This window comes from Pseudomonas sp. PSPC3-2 (assembly GCF_049897085.1).
Lineage (GTDB): Bacteria > Pseudomonadota > Gammaproteobacteria > Pseudomonadales > Pseudomonadaceae > Aquipseudomonas > Aquipseudomonas paraveronii.
In genome coordinates this window covers 322,231-341,554 of the sequence record NZ_JAFCVO010000002.1, presented here as the reverse complement: position 1 = coordinate 341,554, position 19,324 = coordinate 322,231, and the positions used below count along the sequence as shown (strand labels likewise).

General features: G+C 62.3%; 20 protein-coding genes. 8 read left to right on the top strand and 12 right to left on the bottom strand.

Annotated features, from left to right (window positions below):
* On the top strand, positions 1-855 hold the full coding sequence (locus tag ACP7CJ_RS06470) for a transporter (RefSeq protein WP_426099861.1): 855 nt from the start codon (positions 1-3) through the stop codon (positions 853-855).
* Between the two features lie 44 nt (positions 856-899).
* Here ACP7CJ_RS06470 and ACP7CJ_RS06465 read toward each other — a convergent pair whose 3' ends face one another.
* Positions 900-2,387, bottom strand: coding sequence for an aldehyde dehydrogenase family protein (locus ACP7CJ_RS06465; protein WP_276193156.1), 1,488 nt, complete (start codon positions 2,385-2,387; stop codon positions 900-902).
* Between the two features lie 272 nt (positions 2,388-2,659).
* Here ACP7CJ_RS06465 and ACP7CJ_RS06460 point away from each other — a divergent pair, with 272 nt between their 5' ends.
* Together ACP7CJ_RS06460 and ACP7CJ_RS06455 are read left to right on the top strand one after the other, a co-directional pair.
* On the top strand, positions 2,660-3,829 hold the full coding sequence (locus ACP7CJ_RS06460) for a p-hydroxyphenylacetate 3-hydroxylase oxygenase component (protein ID WP_276193155.1): 1,170 nt from the start codon (positions 2,660-2,662) through the stop codon (positions 3,827-3,829).
* Positions 3,830-3,894: 65 nt separating this feature from the next.
* Positions 3,895-4,839, top strand: a complete 945-nt coding sequence (locus ACP7CJ_RS06455; protein WP_426099860.1) for a p-hydroxyphenylacetate 3-hydroxylase reductase component — start codon at positions 3,895-3,897, stop codon at positions 4,837-4,839.
* A gap of 44 nt (positions 4,840-4,883) precedes the next feature.
* Here the strand turns inward: ACP7CJ_RS06455 and ACP7CJ_RS06450 are convergent, their stop codons facing one another.
* Positions 4,884-6,212: a hypothetical protein gene (locus ACP7CJ_RS06450; RefSeq protein ID WP_426099859.1), complete on the bottom strand. Its 1,329-nt coding sequence runs from the start codon at positions 6,210-6,212 to the stop codon at positions 4,884-4,886.
* A gap of 216 nt (positions 6,213-6,428) precedes the next feature.
* Here ACP7CJ_RS06450 and ACP7CJ_RS06445 point away from each other — a divergent pair, with 216 nt between their 5' ends.
* The 3 genes from ACP7CJ_RS06445 (at position 6,429) to feaR (ending at position 9,562) form a co-directional block, all read left to right on the top strand.
* Positions 6,429-7,928 (top strand): APC family permease, encoded by a 1,500-nt coding sequence (locus ACP7CJ_RS06445; RefSeq protein WP_276193150.1) that lies wholly within the window; start codon positions 6,429-6,431, stop codon positions 7,926-7,928.
* A complete protein-coding gene (locus ACP7CJ_RS06440; protein WP_276193149.1) occupies positions 7,909-8,481 on the top strand; it encodes a DUF3156 family protein in 573 nt (190 codons plus the stop codon). The genes ACP7CJ_RS06445 and ACP7CJ_RS06440 overlap by 20 nt, the downstream gene beginning before the upstream one ends.
* A gap of 118 nt (positions 8,482-8,599) precedes the next feature.
* The gene (gene feaR / locus ACP7CJ_RS06435; protein ID WP_276193148.1) at positions 8,600-9,562 is read left to right on the top strand and encodes a transcriptional regulator FeaR; all 963 of its coding nucleotides are present in this window, start codon (positions 8,600-8,602) and stop codon (positions 9,560-9,562) included.
* Positions 9,563-9,618: 56 nt separating this feature from the next.
* Here feaR and ACP7CJ_RS06430 read toward each other — a convergent pair whose 3' ends face one another.
* Positions 9,619-9,984 (bottom strand): cupin domain-containing protein, encoded by a 366-nt coding sequence (locus ACP7CJ_RS06430; RefSeq protein ID WP_276193147.1) that lies wholly within the window; start codon positions 9,982-9,984, stop codon positions 9,619-9,621.
* A 24-nt stretch (positions 9,985-10,008) separates the two neighbouring features.
* Positions 10,009-11,307, bottom strand: a complete 1,299-nt coding sequence (locus tag ACP7CJ_RS06425; protein WP_426099858.1) for an NAD(P)/FAD-dependent oxidoreductase — start codon at positions 11,305-11,307, stop codon at positions 10,009-10,011.
* Here ACP7CJ_RS06425 and ACP7CJ_RS06420 point away from each other — a divergent pair.
* Both ACP7CJ_RS06420 and hpaR read left to right on the top strand, forming a co-directional pair.
* Positions 11,306-11,443, top strand: coding sequence for a hypothetical protein (locus tag ACP7CJ_RS06420; RefSeq protein ID WP_276193145.1), 138 nt, complete (start codon positions 11,306-11,308; stop codon positions 11,441-11,443). The genes ACP7CJ_RS06425 and ACP7CJ_RS06420 overlap by 2 nt on opposite strands.
* 60 nt (positions 11,444-11,503) lie before the next feature.
* Positions 11,504-11,926, top strand: a complete 423-nt coding sequence (gene hpaR, locus ACP7CJ_RS06415) for a homoprotocatechuate degradation operon regulator HpaR (RefSeq protein WP_108523997.1) — start codon at positions 11,504-11,506, stop codon at positions 11,924-11,926.
* Positions 11,927-11,988: 62 nt separating this feature from the next.
* Here the strand turns inward: hpaR and hpaI are convergent, their stop codons facing one another.
* The 8 genes from hpaI to ACP7CJ_RS06375 all read right to left on the bottom strand — a co-directional run bounded on the left by hpaI (position 11,989) and on the right by ACP7CJ_RS06375 (position 19,283).
* Positions 11,989-12,789 (bottom strand): 4-hydroxy-2-oxoheptanedioate aldolase, encoded by an 801-nt coding sequence (gene hpaI / locus ACP7CJ_RS06410; protein ID WP_426099857.1) that lies wholly within the window; start codon positions 12,787-12,789, stop codon positions 11,989-11,991.
* Between the two features lie 17 nt (positions 12,790-12,806).
* Positions 12,807-13,610 carry a 2-oxo-hept-4-ene-1,7-dioate hydratase gene (gene hpaH, locus ACP7CJ_RS06405; protein WP_108523999.1) on the bottom strand — a complete coding sequence of 268 codons (804 nt, stop codon included), beginning with the start codon at positions 13,608-13,610 and terminating at the stop codon, positions 12,807-12,809.
* A gap of 12 nt (positions 13,611-13,622) precedes the next feature.
* Entirely contained in the window at positions 13,623-14,927 is a 1,305-nt protein-coding gene (locus tag ACP7CJ_RS06400; RefSeq protein WP_426099856.1) for an MFS transporter, read from the bottom strand.
* Between the two features lie 48 nt (positions 14,928-14,975).
* Positions 14,976-15,368 carry a 5-carboxymethyl-2-hydroxymuconate isomerase gene (locus ACP7CJ_RS06395; RefSeq protein ID WP_426099855.1) on the bottom strand — a complete coding sequence of 131 codons (393 nt, stop codon included), beginning with the start codon at positions 15,366-15,368 and terminating at the stop codon, positions 14,976-14,978.
* Between the two features lie 79 nt (positions 15,369-15,447).
* Positions 15,448-16,305, bottom strand: a complete 858-nt coding sequence (gene hpaD / locus ACP7CJ_RS06390; RefSeq protein ID WP_426099854.1) for a 3,4-dihydroxyphenylacetate 2,3-dioxygenase — start codon at positions 16,303-16,305, stop codon at positions 15,448-15,450.
* Positions 16,306-16,384: 79 nt separating this feature from the next.
* On the bottom strand, positions 16,385-17,845 hold the full coding sequence (gene hpaE / locus ACP7CJ_RS06385; RefSeq protein ID WP_276193139.1) for a 5-carboxymethyl-2-hydroxymuconate semialdehyde dehydrogenase: 1,461 nt from the start codon (positions 17,843-17,845) through the stop codon (positions 16,385-16,387).
* A gap of 5 nt (positions 17,846-17,850) precedes the next feature.
* Positions 17,851-18,621, bottom strand: a complete 771-nt coding sequence (locus ACP7CJ_RS06380) for a fumarylacetoacetate hydrolase family protein (RefSeq protein ID WP_276193138.1) — start codon at positions 18,619-18,621, stop codon at positions 17,851-17,853.
* A complete protein-coding gene (locus ACP7CJ_RS06375) occupies positions 18,618-19,283 on the bottom strand; it encodes a fumarylacetoacetate hydrolase family protein (RefSeq protein WP_276193137.1) in 666 nt (221 codons plus the stop codon). Before ACP7CJ_RS06375 ends, ACP7CJ_RS06380 begins: the two co-directional genes overlap by 4 nt.
* Positions 19,284-19,324: the final 41 nt, after the last annotated feature.

Genomic DNA, 19,324 nt, shown 5'->3' with positions numbered 1-19,324 from the left:
ATGAAAACACTTAGCACTCTGACTCTCAGCGCACTCTTCGCCGGCCTGGCCCCTTTGGCCCAGGCCGATGTAAAACCTGATCCGGGCGACTACACCGCGCTGCCCAAAGGCACCGATGTGGTGGTGTTGTACCAGCAGAACCCACGCGGGGATAAGGTGTATTCGGGCGGCAAGAAAGTCGCCGACAACCTCGACCTCGACATGACCGTCGGGGTGTTGCGTCTGATCCACTTCACCGAGTTCTTCAACACCGGGCTGACCTGGGACCCGCAAATCGTCATCCCCTTCGGCTACCAGAAGACCGGCGCCACCGACAGCAAGAACTCGGGGCTGGGTGATATCACCTTTGGTGGGACGGTGTGGACCATCGCCGACCTGGCCAAAAACGAACACCTGGGCTGGTCGGTATTCGTCACCGCGCCCACCGGCGGCGAGAAGAACCAAGGCTTCGCCTTGAGCAGCAATCGCTGGGCGCTGGACTTTCAGGTCGGTTACATCAAGGGCCTTACCGATAAAATCACCTGGGACGTGATCGCCGAAACCGAGTTCTACGACGAGCAGCGCTCCACCGCCGCCAAAAAAGACCCGTTGCTGCAACTGCACAACCACCTGCGCTACAACTTCACCCCCGACACTTACGCCGCGATCTCTTATCGTCATAACTGGGGCGCGCGCGAAACACTCGACCATGAAACCCTGGCCACCAGCCGCAGCAATGGCACGCTCGGTTTTACCGTCGCGACCATGCTGGGCAAGCAGGTGCAGGTGATGGGGCAGTTGATGCATGACACATCGGTGCGTGAGGGCGTGAAGATTGATAACTCGCTGCAGTTTCGCCTGGCGTACTTCTACTGAATCAACGGCTGTCCGGCATGGACACGGTCCATGCCGGCGCTGGATCAATAGCGAATCATCACCGATTTGAGTTCGGTGTAATCCTCGATAAACGCTGAGCCGAATTCCCGGCCGATGCCCGATGATTTAACCCCGCCAAACGGCACAGCCGGGTCGAGCAGCGTGTGCATGTTCACCCACACCGTGCCGGCGTGGATGGCGGGCACCATGCGCAGGGCTTTGCCCAGGTCGTTGGTCCAGAGGCTGGCGCTGAGGCCATACGGTGTGTTGTTCATCAGTTCCAGCAGCTCGTCTTCGCTGTCATAGGGCAAGAACGTGGCGATCGGGCCGAAGGTTTCCTCGTTGAGCACGCTGTCGTTGATGCTGTTGGCGAGGATCACGGTGGGCTCGACATAACACCCAGGGCGATCCATGCACCGGCCACCGTGGATAATCGTGTTGTTTTCGGCACGCGCCTTGGCAAAAAAACCGTCGAGCTTCAATTGGTGCTGGCGGTGGGTGACCGGGCCGAATTCGGTGCGCTCATCCAGCGGCGAACCGATGTTCAGTTTGCCCAGACGCTCGGCCAGGCGGCTCATGATCGGCTCGATCTGCGAGCGATGGGCGAAAAAACGTTCAGCGGCGGCGCAGATCTGCCCGGAGTGCAGGAAGCCCGCTTCGATGATGCCGTTGACCGCCTTGTCGAGGTCCACATCACGCAGGAACCCCGCCGAGTTTTTCCCGCCCAGTTCCAGGGTTGCGCGGGTCAGCCCGGCACCCGTGGCCGCGCGGCCTACGGCGATGCCGGTCGGCACCGAGCCGGTGAACGAGACCTTATCGGTGCCGGGATGCTCGATCAGCGCCTGACCCACCGGGCCGCCGCCGGTCAACACGTTCAGGACGCCGGCGGGCAGGCCTGCGTCGACCGCCAGCTCGGCGACACGCAGGATCGTCAGCGGGGTGAACTCACTGGGCTTGATAATGATGCTGCAGCCGGTGACCAGCGCCGAGGCGAGTTTCCAGATGGCGATCATGGTCGAGAAATTCCACGGCACGATGCCCACCACCACGCCCACCGGTTCGCGCAGGGTGAATGCGGTGTAGCGTTCGCCGGCAAAGGAGGGCAGGGACGGCGTGATGGTCTGGCCGCAGATCTTGGTCGCCCAGCCGGCGTAGTAGCGTAGAAAGTGCGCGGCCTGGTCCACTTCGAAGGCGCGGGAAATCTGGATGATCTTGCCCGATTGGCACGTCTCGATCTGAGCCAGTTCCTCGCGGTGTTGTTCCAGTAGGTCGGCGAGTTTGAGCAGCACGTTGCCGCGCACTGCCGGGGCGACCTGGGACCAGTGCTGGAAGCCACGGCGGGCGGACTCCACCGCCGCATCGACGTCGGCCGCGTTTGCATCGGCGACGTGGGCAATCACGTGGTCGGTGGCGGGGTTGATCACTTCGAGGGTCTGGCTGGACTGACTCTGCACGTAGCCGCCGTGGATAAACAGGGCATGGCTTCGACGCAAAAACGCTTCGACTTGGGGCAACAGGGGGATGTCGGTCATGGGGTTTTCCTAGTGGTGAACAAGAGAAAACCCTGAGGTTAAGCAAGGGCTGTCACGGCGGCTTGACTGTGACTGCCCGGCGCCATGTCTGTGTCTGCCAACGCCGCGTCTATTGCGGCTGACGGGCAGGATCAATACCCATGGAAAGTACAATTTTGCATCTGGAAGGTACATTTTCGCAGCGTGCCGCTCACCCCATACTGGGCCTGCAGCCGGTGCCGCTCCTCGATATTGGACAGCAGCCGGACATCCAATAATAAGCAGGGCCGTCCATGAAAAAGCCAAACCCGCTCCTCGAAGACCTCAAGTCCATTCTGCCGACCATTGCCGCCAATGCGTTCCAGGCGGAGCAAGACCGCAAGGTCCCCGACGAAAACATTGCGCTGCTCAAAAGCATCGGCCTGCACCGTGCTTTTCAGCCCAGGAAGTTCGGCGGCATGGAAATCTCCCTCCCGCAATTTGCCGATTGCATCGCCGTACTTGCCGGCGCCTGCGCGAGCACGGCCTGGGCGATGAGCCTGCTGTGCACCCACAGTCATCAATTGGCGATGTTTTGCGCCCAGTTGCAGCAGGAAGTCTGGGGCGATAATCCCGACGCCACCGCCAGCAGCAGTATCGCGCCGTTCGGCCGCACCGAAGAGGTCGACGGTGGCGTGTTGTTCAGTGGCGAGATGGGCTGGAGCAGCGGCTGTGATCATGCCGAGTGGGCGATTGTCGGCTTCCGGCGCAAGAACGCCGAAGGCACCCAGGACTATTGCTTCGCGGTGCTGCCGCGCAGCGACTATGCGATTCGCGATGACTGGTTTGCCGCCGGCATGAAAGGCAGCGGCACCAAGACCTTGATCATCGAGAACGTGCTTGTGCCGGAACACCGCATCCAGAAAGCCAAGGACATGATGGAAGGCAAGTCCGCAGGTTTCGGTCTGTACCCGGACAGCAAGATTTTCTACTCGCCGTACCGTCCGTACTTCGCCAGTGGGTTTTCCACCGTAAGCCTGGGGGTCGCCGAGCGCATGCTGGATGTCTTCCGCGAGAAGACCAAAACCCGCGTGCGGGCCTACACCGGGGCGGCCGTGGGCGCGGCGACGCCGGCGTTGATGCGCCTGGCCGAATCGACGCACCAGGTGGCCGCCGCCCGAGCCTTTCTCGAGAAGACCTGGCAGGAGCATGCCGAGCACAGCGAGCAGCATCGCTATCCGACCCGCGAAACCCTGGCGTTCTGGCGCACCAACCAGGCCTATGCGACCAAGATGTGCATCCAGGCCGTCGACCGTCTGTTCGAAGCTGCCGGTGGTAACGCCTGGTTCGAGCACAACGAACTGCAGCGCCTGTTCCGTGACTCGCACATGACCGGCGCCCACGCGTACACCGATTACGACGTCTGCGCGCAGATCCTTGGCCGCGAGCTGATGGGCCTCGAGCCCGATCCCAGCATGATCTGAGTCGCTCGCCCCACGCCCCATCACAATAATCAGGACTGCTTGTGCACGCAGTCCGGGAGTCTTGCATGTCCGATAACCGCCCAACCCCCTTCGACCCACGCGCCTTCCGCCGCGCCCTGGGCAATTTTGCCACCGGCGTCACCGTGGTGACCGCCGCCGACGCCAGCGGGCGCAAGGTCGGCGTGACGGCCAACAGTTTCAACTCGGTGTCCCTGGACCCACCGCTTGTGCTGTGGAGCATCGACAAACGTTCCAACAGCCACGAGGTGTTCGAGCAGGCCAGCCACTTTGCGGTCAACGTGCTGGCCGCCGACCAGATCGACCTGTCGAATAATTTCGCGCGGCCCAAGGAAGACCGCTTCGCCGAAATCGAGTTTGAACCGGGCGAGGGCGGATCACCGGTATTCGCCGACTGCTCGGCGCGTTTTCACTGCGAAAAATACCAGCAAGTTGACGGTGGCGATCACTGGATCATGATCGGCAAGGTGGTGGCGTTCGACGATTTCGGCCGCTCGCCGTTGCTGTATCACCAGGGCGCCTATTCGATGGTCCTGCCGCACTCACGTATGACCCGGCGCGACGACAGCCAAGCGCCCAGCAGTCATTTTCAAGGGCGCCTCAGCCACAACCTGTATTACCTGATGACCCAGGCCGTGCGGGCCTATCAATCCGGCTACCAGCCTCGGCAATTGTCCACCGGCTTGCGCACCAGTGAAGCGCGCATGCTGATGGTGCTGGAAAGTGATGCCGGCCTGAGCACGCCTGAATTGCTGCGTGAGGTGGCAATGCCGGTGCGCGAGATCGACGAAGCCGTGGCCAACCTCAAGCGCAAGGCGCTGGTCAGTGACCCTGACGGCCGCGTGCGCCTGACCGCCGCAGGCCTCGAACAGGCTGAAGACCTCTGGTCGATTGCCCAGGAGCAGCAGGATAAGGTGTTCAGTGCATTCAGCGCGGAGCAGATCGATACCTTCAAAACCGTGTTGAAGCAATTGATCAGCCACGCTGCCTAGCCCCGAAAAGGCTCAGGAGCGGCGCAAGGCGGCTCCTGGTTCGATCAAAACGGCACCGCCACGGTCAGTTGGCTGTACACGTTGGTGCCATTCCCCCCCACTGGGTTGCCAGCGTTGTGCTGGTCCCGCTCGGGTTTGTACAGGCCCAGCAGCGGGGTGACGATCAGGTGCTCGCTCACCGCCCATTCGGCGTACAGGTCAAGCTCGCGGCCGTTCAGGTTTGGCATGCCGTGCGTGCTGACGGTCTGGTAATCGAAGAACAAGGCGCCGAGGGTCACGGCTTGGGCCGGCTTGACCTTGAGCGCGACATGTTGGATCACCGCGTTGGTATTGAATGGCCCCGCGTAATTGCCGGCGACTTCGCCCTGCACCCAGGTGCCAAAGCCGCGATTGAAGCCCGAGAACATCGCGTCCCAGTTTTTCGAATAGCGTGTGTAGCGATAGGTCAGGTCCGGCGACCACGGCAGGCTGGTGAAGGTATAGCCGGCCTCGCTGTACCAGGCGTTTTGCGCACCGATGCGTGTGTCCTGCCAGGCATATTCGGCGGCGAAGTGCGCGTTTTCGATGCCGGCATTCCCGGCGCCGCGCAGGCTATAGAGGTTCATGCCGGCCCGTTGTTTTTGCAGGTCATTGGCGTAGCGCTCGTCGACGCTGATGCCGTGGATATAGGTCAACCCCAGGGTGCCCGGGGCGGCGCTGTATTCCAGGGTGCCGGCGGCCATTTCGGTGTTGGCCTGGGCGCGATTGTCCGACTGTATCCACATCAGGCTGCCATGCACGCCCTCCTTGCCGCCCAGGCGCAGCAGCGCGGTTTGATCGAAGGCATGGCGGGCCGCGAGGTAGTAGGCGCCGCCCCGATTGAATTCGCCGTCTGCCACGCCCTTGCCGAGGTTGGTGCCGTCATCGTTGATGATGAAACCATCGCCGAGCATGATCACCTGGCGCCCGAAGGACAGGTCCACGCCGTCCGTGCCCAACACCGGGAATAGTTCGCCAGAACGCCAGCCGGCGAAGGCTTCGTCAAATTGGCTGGTGCGTTCGCTGCCCGTGGTCACGCCGGAGGCATCGCCATCGCCCCAGGTGCCGGAACTGACCTGGTTGGCCGTGCCGTAGACGCTGCCCAGGCCGCCCAAGCGCTGCTCCAGGCTGACGCCATACTTGATGAAACCTTCGCGCCAGGTGGAACCGCCCGGGGTGCCGTCGTAGTTCTTGCGACTGTTGAACATCCCGTAGACGGCCAGGAAGTTGCCGCTTAGTCGCGTGTCGTCGTCCGCATACAGCTCGAAGGCCTGGACCGACGATTCGCCGATCAACAGCGCAAGGCCCATGCCGACGGCCTGGTACAGTCGGCGCGTGTTGTGTGTGTGCTCCATGGTCAGTGTCCCCAACTGGATGAGTGGAGGCGCATTAAGGCGAGCGGGGCCGGGCGGCGTCTTTCATCTGCGTGCCAGGCAATTGACCCAGGCCGCCAGCCGGCCGGCGATGGCAGGGAGCAACAAAACCCAAGGCAGCCAGGGGCAAGACGCTCAATCGAGGCAGGGCGCACAGTGGCTCAACGTCTAAAAATCCGCTGCTTGAGGGGCTGCACCATGTTGATCAACGACCGGCTTAGCGCACATTTGAAACAGGGCACCGTGGGCTTTCCCACGGCGCTCGCCAGCACCATCGGCCTGATCATGGCCAGCCCGGTGATCCTCACCGCCACCATGGGCTTCGGCATCGGCGGCAGTGCCTTTGCGGTGGCCATGCTGATCGCGGTGGTGATGATGCTGGCCCAGGCGACCACCTTTGCCGAGGCGGCGGCAATCCTGCCCACCACCGGCTCGGTCTACGACTACATCAATTGCGGCATGGGCCGGTTCTTCGCCATCACCGGCACCTTGTCGGCCTACCTGATCGTGCATGTCTTTGCCGGTACGGCGGAAACCATCCTCTCCGGGGTCATGGCGCTGGTGAACTTCGAACACCTCAATACCCTGGCGGAGTCGGCCGGCGGTTCGTGGTTGCTGGGGGTGGGTTTCGTGATTGTGTTCGGCATCCTCAATGCTTTTGGCGTCAGCGCATTCGGCAAGGCCGAGATCATCCTGACCTTCGGCATGTGGACCACCTTGACGGTGTTCGGCGTGCTGGGGCTGATCGCGGCACCGGCGGTGCAACTGGACGGCTGGTTCGGCGCATCGTTGGTGGGCACCGACCTGATCACCATCCTGTCGCTGGTGGGCATGGCCATGTTCATGTTCGTCGGCTGCGAATTCGTCACACCGTTGGCACCGGACTTGCGCAACTCGGCCAAGGTCATGCCCAAGGCCATGATGCTGGGGTTGCTCGGCGTCGCCAGTTGCATGTTCATCTATGGCGCGGCGATGAAGCGCCAGGTGGAAAACGTGCTGCTCGATGCCGGCAGTGGCGTACACCTGCTGGACACACCGATGGCGATTCCGAAATTCGCCGAACAGGTGATGGGCAGCATCGGCCCGCTGTGGCTGGGGATCGGCTTCCTGTTTGCCGGGGCCGCGACCATCAACACCTTGATGGCCGGGGTGCCGCGCATCCTCTACGGGATGGCGGTCGATGGCGCGTTGCCCAAGGTCTTCACCTACCTGCACCCGCGTTTCAAGACCCCGCTGCTGTGCATCCTGGTGGCGATGTTGATTCCGTGCCTGCACGCGTTGTACCTGGGTGGCAACACCGACAACATCATGCACCTGGTGCTGGCGGCGGTGTGTGCCTGGAGTTTCGCCTACCTGTTGGTGACGATCTCGGTGGTGAGCCTGCGCATCCGCCGTCCGGACCTGCCGCGCGCCTATCGTTCGCCATGGTTTCCGTTGCCGCAGATCCTGTCCAGCGTCGGCATCCTGCTGGGCATCTGGTTTATCACGCCGCCGGGGATGAACCCGGCAGACATCTACATTCCGTTTGGCGTGATGCTGGCCGGCACGGCGGCGTATGCGTTGTTCTGGACGTTGGTGGTGCAGAAGGTCAATCCGTTCAAGCCGGCGTCAGTCGAAGCGGTGTTGGCCAACGAATTCGCCCATGCACCGAGCCAGCCTCACACCGAGTATCAGCGCCATGCTGCGAAGCCTGTTTGAGCGGTTCAGTGCCCGGCGTGCCCCGGCGGGGTATCGCCCTGGAGTGACCCTGGAACACCTGCGCCGTAACCTTGGCCTGGCGCACTTTCAGCACACCGCTTCGACCGTGGCCGAGGCGGTCCTGCTCGATGGCCGCTTGCGCGTGGAGATCGTCGAACGCGCCGAGTCGCAGTTGCTGATGCACCTGGTGATGACTGAGTTCGTGCTGCGCCTACCTGCCTCGCGAGAGGGCACGGCAAGTGTTGAACTGCACCACACCGGAGCCGTTTGGCGCACCGGCATTCGTTGCCGGCAACGCAGCGGCGACCCGGCGCTGCAGGCGTTGTTACAGCCCCACGGGGCATTGCTCCAAGCGTTGATGCCGCTGGATTTCAAGCGTCTGCGCATCGATCTGCAGGCCCGTCAGTGGTGTGTGCGCCTGGAGCATATGGGCGGTAGCGAGGTGATTAACCGCATGCCCGCGTTTCGCCGCTATATCCCGCTGAGCCCCGATCAACGCAGCGGGTTGCTGGCGACCTTGCTCCATTTTCAGCGCCTGCTGGCGGCACTCTGATCGCAGGTTTTGGCACCATTAGTGCAATCGCTTTGGTTGAGACGGAGGTGTTGCGGGCGCTTAGATAACATGTTAACTATTGCCTGACAACAACAAAAAAACCAAGGTGGACACAACCATGAGCATGCAAGCGGTTGGACAAGATGGGCTCGACAGTTGGACCCGCGATCTGCGCTCGATCTGTGGGCACTTCCACACAGAACTGGCGTTCAATCGCTCGCTGTTTATCGGTGATATCTCGGCCTGTTCCCGTGGCGGGCTGCCCCTGGCCAACCTGCGCACCAACGCCGGCCTGATCAAGCGCCCCAAGGTCCGCGCCGACCACGATGACGACCAGCAGTGTTTCCTGGTCAGCCAACGCAGTGGCTACAGCCAGATTGCCCAGGACGGTCAGGTCATTCGGCTGGGCCCCGGCGAATTGTTGCTGATGGACTCGGTAGGCTCCATCGAGATCACCCCGTTCGGGCTGATCGAGCACGCCTCCCTGTGCCTGTCCCGCCATGAAGTGTGCAAGCAACTTGGCACCCGGCCACGTACCTTCGGCAAAATTTCTTCAAGCAAAGCCTGCGGACGCATGCTGCATGTGTTGATGGATCAATTGTGCACGGATGCGCTGGAGGGTGACGCGGCGGTGGCGGAGGGCCTGGCGTTGCAGTCGGCGTTGGTCTCGCTGCTCGGCTCGGCCTTTGCGCAGCAGGAGGAGGCGACCGACGACTGCGCGGCACTGCCGGGCGTCAACCTGCGCAGTTACGTGCAAAAAGTCATCGATGAGTCGCTCAGCCAGCCGGGATTGAGCCCGCTGGGCCTGGCCAATCGCCTGAATATCTCGGTGCGGCATTTGTACCGGCTGTTTGAAGCGCAGGACGACAGTGTATGCCGCTACATCCAGCGGGCGAGGCTCAAGCGCAGTGCAGATGACCTCGCCAATCCGTTCCTGCGCGGCGAGTCGATCACCGCGATTGCCTACAAGTGGGGCTTCACCGATTCAGCGCACTTCAGCCGCTCGTTCAAGAAGCAGTTCGAGGTCTCGCCCAAGGCGTTTCGCTCCAGCCACGTGCAGCAGGTGGCGCAGGGAGTGTGAGCGTTCAACGAAGATGAAGCGAAGAAGCTGCCGGCGAGCGCCGGCAGCCGAGGCTACTACGCGACGGCGAAGTAGTGTTTGACGAAGCTGGGGCTGACGATTTCCCACAGCACCGCAGTGCCTTTGGTCACGAACCAGCTGTCGCCGGCCTTGAAACGTGTCTGCTGGCCGGTGGTTTCGTCGGTCAGCAGCACTTCGCCGGTGACCACCGTGGCTTGTTCGGTAAACGGGTAGACCATGCGGAACTTGCCCTGGGTGGTACCGAAATAGGCGCTGCTGACCGGGTCTGTGGGCGCGCCGAAGGTCATCTTGCCGAAGGCTTTGCCGTCGCCTTCGAGCAACTGCGAGCCGAGGTCGGCCACGGTGCCCCAGGCGTCGAGTTCCGAAAGCTGGATGTCGTGTTTGAGGGGGGTGAGGGTCATGGCAGGTACTCCTGATGGGAAAAATTAGCGGCGACCGTTCCAATAGCCCGACAGTTGGTGCCAGGACTTGCCGGCGGTCAGCAACAGCGGGCGGATCGCGTCTTTGCCGAGGATGGTCGGGCGGCGGATCGAACTGAGCAGGTCGTAGCGCGCCGACCCTTCGCTCATGCCTTCGGCCAGCACCTTGCAAATGATGTGGCTGGGGGTCACGCCGAAGCCGGAATAACCTTGCACGTAGAAAGCGTTGCTACGGCCGGGCAGGGTGCCGACCTGGGGGAATAGGTTCGGGCTGCACGCCATCGGGCCGCCCCAGGCCAGGTCGATCTTCACGTCCTTGAGGTACGGGAAAATTTTCAGCATCAGGTGGCGGTTCCAGGCTTTCAGGTCGCGGGGGATATGCTCCACCAGCGGTGTGGCAGCGCCGAACAGCAGGCGGTTTTCGTTGGTGACACGGTAGTAGTCGATCACCGGGCGTATATCACTGTAGGCCCCGCGAATCGGGCTGATCCGCTGGATCAACTGTTCCGGCAACGGCTCGGTCATCATCTGGAACGCATAGGTATTGATGGTCGATCGGTGCAGCTCGGGTTCCAGTTTGTTGAGGAAGCTGTCACAGGCCCACAGCAGCTTGCTGGCCCTGACCGAGCCGCGCCCGGTACGCACGTTGATGCGTTCGCCATAGCTGACTTCCAGGGCCGGGCTGTTCTCGAAAATCCGCACGCCGTGCCCCGCCAGGGCCTTGGCTTCACCGAGCAGCAGGTTCAGTGAGTGAACATGACCACCGCCCATGTGCAGCAAGGCGCTGCTGTAGGCATCGGAACCGATGATTTGCTTGACGTCCGAGCCGCCGAGAAAACGAATTTCGTGGGCCGTACCGATCGACTGGAAGTCTTTTTCCCAGGCCCGCAGGGTCTTGGCCTGACGCGCGTTGAAGCCCATGTAGCCATAGCCGTGGCAGAAGTCGGCATCGATATCGTACTTGGCGATGCGGTCCTTGATGATACCGGCCCCCAGGTCGCTGATCTCGAAGATCCGGCGCAGTCCGTCCTCGCCCACTTCCTGTTTGATCTTTTCCAGGTCGTGGCCGATCCCGGCCATGATCTGCCCGCCGTTGCGTCCGGTGCCGCCAAAACCCAGGTAGCGCGCTTCCAGTACGACGATGTTGGTGATGCCTTTTTCCGCCAGTTCAAGGGCCGTGTTGATGCCGGAAAAACCGCCGCCGATGATCACCGCGTCGGCGTCTATGTCCTGTTCGAGGCACGGGAAACTGAGGTTGTATTTCTTGGTGGCCGTGTAATAGGTGGGTGTTTCGATAGTGATCATGGCGCAGCCTGAAAGTGACGATGTGATGGTGTTTATTAAGGGCCATGGCGTCGCACTTGTCTTGATTCTGTGTGCCGCCGCTTTGATCCTGCGCGCCAGCGGCCTGGCGGCGGCCGCAAGTTATAGCGCGCAATGAAGAGGACAGTGGTAGAGTTTCGTTAAAATATTAACTAACTGAGTTGTGATGCCCAGACCCATGCGTAAACTCCGACAATCCCTGACGTTGACCCTGTTGCAGGCCCGCGAAGCGGCCATGAGTTTTTTCCGCCCCTCGCTCAATGAGCACGGCCTGACCGAGCAGCAATGGCGGGTTATCCGCATTCTCAGCCAGCACGATGAGCTGGAAATCTATCAACTGGCCGAATTGGCCTGCATTCTCAAACCGAGCATGACCGGCGTGCTGGTGCGCATGGAGACTGCCGGCCTGGTGCATCGGCGCAAGGCTGAGCAGGACCAGCGGCGCGTACTGGTGACCCTGGCGGATAAGGGCAAGGCCAGCTTCGACTCCATGAGCCAGTGCATGGAGGAGAACTACCAGAAGTTGCAGGCGCAGTTCGGCGAAGAGAAGCTGCAGACGCTGCTGGGGTTGCTGGATGAGTTGAAGGCTATCAAGCGCTGAGTGCCAGCCCATCGCGAACAGGCGAATGGGCTGGTTGTGCTGAGGGCGCTGCGTGCAGGGGGTTAGTACACACCGCCGGACCGGAGTGGCGCCACGCCGTCCTTGAACGTTGCCGCGAGGCTTTGCAGGCCGCGCATTAGCACGGTCGTATCGACCCCGACGGCGACAAACGCGGCGCCCAATTCGATGTAGCGCCTGGCCAGGGCCTGGTCTGCGCTGAGAATCCCCGCCGCCTTGCCGGCCTGGCGAACTCGCGCAATGGCGTCTTCGATCGCGGCCTGCACGGCGGGATGCCCTGGGTTACCGCGATAGCCCATCGCCGCACTCAAATCCGCCGGGCCAATGAACACCCCGTCGACGCCTTCAACCTGCGCAATCGCCTCCAGATTGGCCAGGCCTTCGAGGTTCTCGATTTGTACCAGCAGGCACATCTGTGCGTCGGCCTGATCCAGGTAGCCGGCAATGCTGTTCCAGCGCGACGCACGGGCGAGGGCGCTGCCGACGCCGCGAATGCCCTGGGGCGGATAATGCATCGCGCGCACCAGTTCCCACGCCTGCTGTGCGCTTTCGACCATCGGCACCAGCAGCGTTTGCGCGCCGATATCCAGCAATTGCTTGATCAGTGCGCTATCGCCGACCACCGGACGAATGATCGCTTGGCTCGCATAGGGCGCGATGGCTTGCAACTGGCCGAGCATCCCGCGCAGGTCATTGGGCGCGTGTTCGCCGTCGATCAGCAGCCAGTCAAACCCGGCGTTGGCCGCCAGCTCGGCGCAGTAGGCATCGGCCAGGCCGAGCCACAGGCCGATCTGCGTCTCGCCGCTGCACAGGCGCTGCTTGAAGCGGTTGATGGGCATATCCATGGAACGGTCCTCCAGGGTCAGACAAAGCGGCAGGAGATCGAGCCCAGCATGTCGTAGTCGACATGGAAGGTGTCGCCGGGATTGGCCGCCACCGGGCGGGTAAAGGAGCCGCCGAGGATGATCTGCCCGGGCTGCAACGTCACGTCGTAGGGCGCCAGTTTGTTCGCCAGCCAGGCCACGCCTTTGGCCGGGTGGTTGAGCACGGCGGCCGACACGCCGGACTCTTCGATCACCCCGTTGCGGTACAACACGGCGGGCACTTTGCGCAGGTCGATTTCGGTCGGCCGCACGGCCCGCCCGCCCATGACCACGCCCGCGTTGGCGGCGTTATCGGAGATGGTGTCGAACACTTTACGGGTGGCGTGGGTCTGCGGGTCGATCTGTTGGATGCGCGCGTCGATGATTTCCAACGCCGGGATGACCCACTCAGTGGCGTCGAGCACGTCGAAAATCGTGCAGTTCGGCCCCTTCAGCGGTTTGCCCAGGATGAACGCCAGCTCCACCTCGACCCGTGGCACGATGAAACGCTCGAACGGAATGTCGGTGCCTTCGTCGAAGAACATGTCATCGAGCAGCGCGCCGTAGTCCGGTTCGCTGATGTTCGACGACACCTGCATGGCCCGCGAGGTCAGGCCGATCTTGTGCCCGACCAGCTTGCGCCCGTCCTTGATTTTCTGTGCGACCCAGGCGCGTTGGATCGCGTAGGCGTCGTCAATGGTGATCGCCGGGTAGTCCAGCGAGAATTGGCGGACCTGTTCGCGTGAGCGCTCGGCTCGGTCCAGGTGTGCGGCGGCTTGCAGAATCTGCTGTTGATCGAGCATGACGAAGTTCTCTTACTGTGGGTTGACGATGGCCGCCGGGGTACGCAGGACCAAAAAGCCGCCAAGGGCGATAAACAGCGCCAGCACATACAAGGCCAGGCTGGCGCTTTGGGTGGTGTCACGCATCCAGCCGATCAGGTAGGGCGCGAGGAACGAGGCGATACTGCCGAACGAGCTGATCAGGGCAATGCCGGCCGCCTGGGTGCCGTTGGACAGGAAGGCCGGAGGCAGTTGCCAGAACATCGGCAGCGCCGCGCTGGCCCCCATGCCGGCGATCACCAGGCCGCACAACACCAGGGTCGGGTTGGCGGGCGACAGCCCGGCCACCGCGATACCGACGGCCGACATCAGCAGCGGCACACACAGGTGCCAGCGTCGCTCACGGTTGCGATCGGATGAGCGCCCGCAGCCGATCATGAAGAAACACCCGGCCAGGTAAGGCACCGCGCTGAGCAGGCCGACCTGGCTATCACGGCCGATGCCGGCGCCGTGGATCAGGGTGGGCATCCAGAACGCCAGGGTGTTGACCGCGAGCATCACCGCGAAATAGATCGCCACCAGCAGCCAGACCTGCGGGTCACGCAGGATGCCGCCGAACGAGGTGATCGATTTGCGCTGCTCCTCACTGCTCAGTTGTGTACGCAGTTGCTGTTTCTGCAGCGTGCTGAGCCAGTTCACCGTCTCGAAGCTGTCCGGCAGGCATTTGAGCACCACCAGGCCCAGCAGGATCACCGGGGCGCCTTCGATCAGGAACATCCACTGCCAGCCGCGCAGGCCGCCAAAATCATGGAAGTGTTCCAGGATCGCGCCGGACAACGGCCCGCCGATCACACCGGCCATCGGCACGGCAATGGCAAACAGCGCGGTGACTTGCGCGCGGCGACGGGCTGGGTACCAGCGGTTGAGAAACACCAGAATCCCCGGAAAGAAGCCGGCTTCGGCCACCCCCAGCAAAAAGCGCAGCACGTAGAAACCGCTGGAGCTTTCGATCCACAGCATGCTGGCGGACAGCAGGCCCCAGACCACCATCAGGCAGGCGATCCAGCGCCGTGGTCCGACGCGGTCGAGGGCGATGTTGCTCGGTACGCCGAACAACGCGTAGGCAATGAAAAACAGTCCGGCCCCGAAGCCGTAAACCGTGTCGCTGAAGTGCAGGTCGGTACTCATCTGCATCTTGGCGAAGCCGATGTTGATGCGGTCCAGGTGGGCAAACAGATAACAGATCAGCAGCAAGGGCATCAGGCGCCAGGTGACGAGGCTATGGGTACGCTGGTGTTCGAGCAGGGTGGTGCTGTTGGCGGTATTGGCTGTGCTCATGATGTTGTACTTTTTTTTGAGTGGCCGTTGGCGGAAGGCGGGCAGTGTTCAGCTCGCCTGGTTTTTCAAGAAGGCATGCACGTTGTTTTGCTTGAAGTTGAGTTCGGGGTGCAGCTCGATCATCTCGAACGACAGCGCCAGCAGACGCTGCGACTGCAGTTCGGCGAAGTGTTCGGTGATCACGCTGAACAGACGTTCGGCGACGGTTTTGCGCGTGTCCAGGTCGCGTCCGTGGCCGACCTTGAGGGTCATGTGGACGAAGGCGTAATCGTGCTTGCCGTCGGCCATGCGCCAGGTGTCCAGGCGCACGCCGCGGCTGCGGATGCCGCCCAGGGGGAACACACCGCTGTCGCCCAGCACGGTGTGGACCTTCTCGAACAGCGCGGGCAAGTCGGCCTGCTGCTCGATGTTGTCGGTGTATTCAGCAATGAAGTGCGGCATGGGTGTCTCCTCCCTTGATCGGTGACGCGGATCTGTCCTGTGGGAGCTGTCGGCCCCCACGTGGGTTCTTCGCCCTGGGTCAGAGGGGGAAAATGGCGTTGATCTGGCCGGTGCCGGAGCTGCCGAACGGTGGGGTGATGATCTCGGCCGGTTTGTTGTAGTCCGGGCCGCCCAGCAGGCCGAGAAGCATCGCGGTGTCGTGCATCTTGCCTTCGCCGAAGCAGTGCTCGGCGTAGTCCGGCAGCATTGCGCAGAACTCCTTGAAGCGGCCTTGCTTCCACATGTCCACCACATGCATGTCCATCTGCTTGTCGAATTCACGGGTCCAGTTGTGGATGTTGGCTTCGGCTTCGCGGTCGTCGGAGAAACGGTGGGAGAGGGAGCCCGAGGCCAGCACCAGGACTTTGCGGTCGCTCTTCTCGATCGCGCGGCGCACGGCGGCGCCAAACGTGAAGCTGTCTTCGAGGCGGTGCCAGGCGCACCAGGCGGCAATCGAGATCACCTCGAATTTTTGCTCGTCCGGCACGCCCATGTGCATGTAGCGCATCGGCACGAGGGTGCCGTATTCCAGCTCCAGGCTCGGGATGTTGTGAGCCATCGTGCGCACATCGGCCAGGTTGGCTTCAGCCGCGATCAGTTCCCCCAGTTCCGGGCAACCGGGGTAGTCGTACTCCATGTTCTTGATGAAGTGCGGCAACTCATTGCTGGTGTAGGTGCCCTTGAAATGCTCACCGCAGTTGACGTGATAGCCGCTGTTGACCAGCCAATGCACGTCGAAAACCACCACTGTGTCGGCGCCCAGTTCGCGGGCGCGGCGCCCGATTTCCTTGTGCCCGGCAATGGCGGCTTCGCGACAACCATGGTGCTTGCCGGGCAGTTCCGACAGGTACATCGAGGGTACGTGGCAGATCTTTGCGGCCAGGACGACTTCGCCCATGATGATTCTCCTGAATAATTGTTTTTGTCTTGGAAACATTGTGTGGCGAGGGCGCAAGGGCTCTCGCCAGCGGTCTGACTCACACGCCCCAGCGCGGAATGTGATGACTGCCCATGGAGATACACACGTTCTTGATTTCGGCGAACACTTCAAAGCTGTACTGGCCGCCTTCGCGTCCGGTACCAGAGCCTTTCACCCCACCGAACGGCTGACGCAAGTCGCGCACGTTCTGGCTGTTGATGAACACCATGCCGGCTTCGATGCCGTAGGCCAAGCGATGCGCCTTGCCGATGTCCTGGGTCCAGATATAGGACGCCAGGCCGTACTCGGTCTCGTTGGCCAGTTGCAGCGCTTCGGCTTCATCCTTGAACGGGATCAGGCACACCACCGGGCCGAAGATTTCTTCCTGGGCGATGCGCATCGTGTTGTTCACATCGGCAAACACCGTGGGCTGGATAAACTGCCCGCGACTCAAGTGCGCCGGCAGGTTGGCCGGACGTTCCAGGCCGCCGGCGAGCAGGGTGGCGCCTTCTTCTATACCAATCTTGATGTAGCCGGTGACCTTGTCGTAGTGCGCCTGGGTGATCATCGAGCCGACCTGGGTTTTCAGGTCTTGCGGGTCGCCGACGATCAGGCGTTTGGCGCGGGCGGCAAACTCGGCGACGAACTGCGGGTAGACACTTTCCTGAATGAACACCCGGCTGCCGGCGGTGCAGCGTTCACCGTTGAGCGAAAAGATGGTGAACAGTGCGGCGTCGAGGGCGCGTTCCAGGTCGGCATCCTCGAAGATCAGCACCGGCGACTTGCCGCCCAGTTCCATGGAGTATTTTTTCAGCCCGGCGGTCTGCATGATTTTCTTGCCGGTGGCGGTGCCGCCGGTGAACGAAATCGCGCGCACGTCCGGGTGGCGCACCAGCGCATCACCGGCGGTGGCGCCGTAGCCCTGGATCACGTTCAGCACGCCTTTGGGAATGCCGGCCTCGACGGCCAGGCGCCCGAGTTCATTGGCGGTCAGCGGCGACAGCTCGGACATTTTCAGCACGGCGGTGTTGCCCAGTGCCAGGCATGGCGCGGTCTTCCAGGTGGCCGTCATGAACGGCACGTTCCACGGCGATACCAACGCACAGACACCCACCGGCTGGTACAGGGTGTAGTTGAGCATCTGGTCGTCCACCGGGTAGGTGTGGCCGTCCATGCGGGTGCAGACTTCGGCGAAGAAATCGAAGTTGTGCGAGGCCCGTGGAATCAATACGTTCTTGGTCTGGTGGATCGGCAGGCCGGTGTCGAGGGTTTCCAGTTCGGCCAGGTGGGGCACGTTGTGTTCGATCAGCTCACCGAGCTTGCGCATCAGGCGGGCACGTTCCTTGGCCGGTGTGCCTGCCCACTTTGGAAAGGCTTCCTTGGCCGCTGCAACCGCTTGCGCGACTTCTTCGGCGCCGCCGCTGGCAACTTCACCGATGGCTTCGCCGGTGGCCGGGTTGTAGTTGATGAAGGTGTCTTTGCTTTCGACCTCACGGCCGTTGATCCAGTGTTTGATCATGCTGCTCAAGCCTCTTTACCGGCGCTGAAGAATTGCGCCTCGCTGACAATTCGATTGACCAGGCGCCCCACGCCTTCGACTTCCACGATGACTTCATCGCCCGGCACCACGTCGGCCAGGCCTTCCGGCGTGCCGGTGGCGATCATGTCGCCGGGTTGCAGGGTCATGAAGCTGGACAGGTATTCGATCAGGTACGGGATGTCGAAAATCATGTCTTTTGTGCTGCCTTCCTGGCGCAGTTCACCGTTGATCCAGGTGCGCAGTTTCAGGTTGCTCGGGTCCGGCACGTCGGCGACATCGACGATCCACGGGCCTACCGGCGTGGTCGCGTCGCGGTTCTTCACCCGCAGGTTGGGGCGGTAGTAGTTTTCCAGGTAGTCGCGGATCGCGTAGTCGTTGCACACCGTGTAGCCGGCCAGGTAGTCCAGGGCGTCTGCGCGCTTGACGTTGCGCGCCGGCTTGCCGATCACCGCGACCAGTTCGCACTCGTAGTGCATGTAGGCGACATTGTCCGGGCGCCAGGTCACTTGGTTGTGGCCGGTGTAGGTGCCGCGCGACTTGATGAAGGCCAGCGGCTCGGTCGGCGGCGTGAAGGCCAGTTCGGCGGCATGGTCGGCGTAGTTCAGGCCGAGGGCGAACATGCTGCCGGTGGCCGGTGGCAGCCACTCGACCTGGTCTTCGGCGAGCAGGCGACCGTCGCCCAGGCGCACGGCGTTTTGGGCTTCGACCAGAACCTGATGCACGGCGCCTTCAAAGCGAATACGGGCGTGTTTCATGACAGTTCCTCTGCCTTGATGTGGTTGACCAGACGGCCCAGGCCGCTGATCTCGACTTCAACGGTATCGCCGGGTTGCACATCCACACGGCCTTCGGGCGTGCCGGTGATCAGCACATCGCCTTCGTGCAGGGTCATGAACTCGCTGATTTCGGCGATCAGTTGAGGAATATCGCGCACCCAATTGGCGGTCGAGTTTTGTTGGCGAAGCTCACCGTTGACGAACAGCTTGAGGCTCAATTGGTTGGGGTTGTCGATCTGGTCGCGCCCCACCAGTTCCGGGCCCAGCGCGCAGAACCCGTCGCGACATTTGGCTTTCACCGCCGGGCGGTAGTAGCTGTCTTCCGGCAGGCTGAACTCGTTGATGATGGTGTAGCCGGCCACATGCGCCATCGCGTTCTCGACGCTGACGCGGCTGGCGCTTTTACCGATCACCACGCCCAGCGCCGGGCCGGGCTGAAGGCGTTCGCCGGTGGGCTGCACGACGCTGCCGTCATGGCCATTGCGGGTGTTGGGGGTCTTGATGAACAGCACCGGTTTGAGCGGCGGCTTCTGGTAAGGCGCTTGCTCGAATTCGGCGATACGTTGGTTCAGCAACCCCTGATAGTTCAGCGCAACGCCGAACAGGGTGCCGTTCGCACCATCATGCAGAGCACGGCTCATGCTTTTCTCCTGGCAGTGGCGGGGCAGAGACTGCTCCGAGG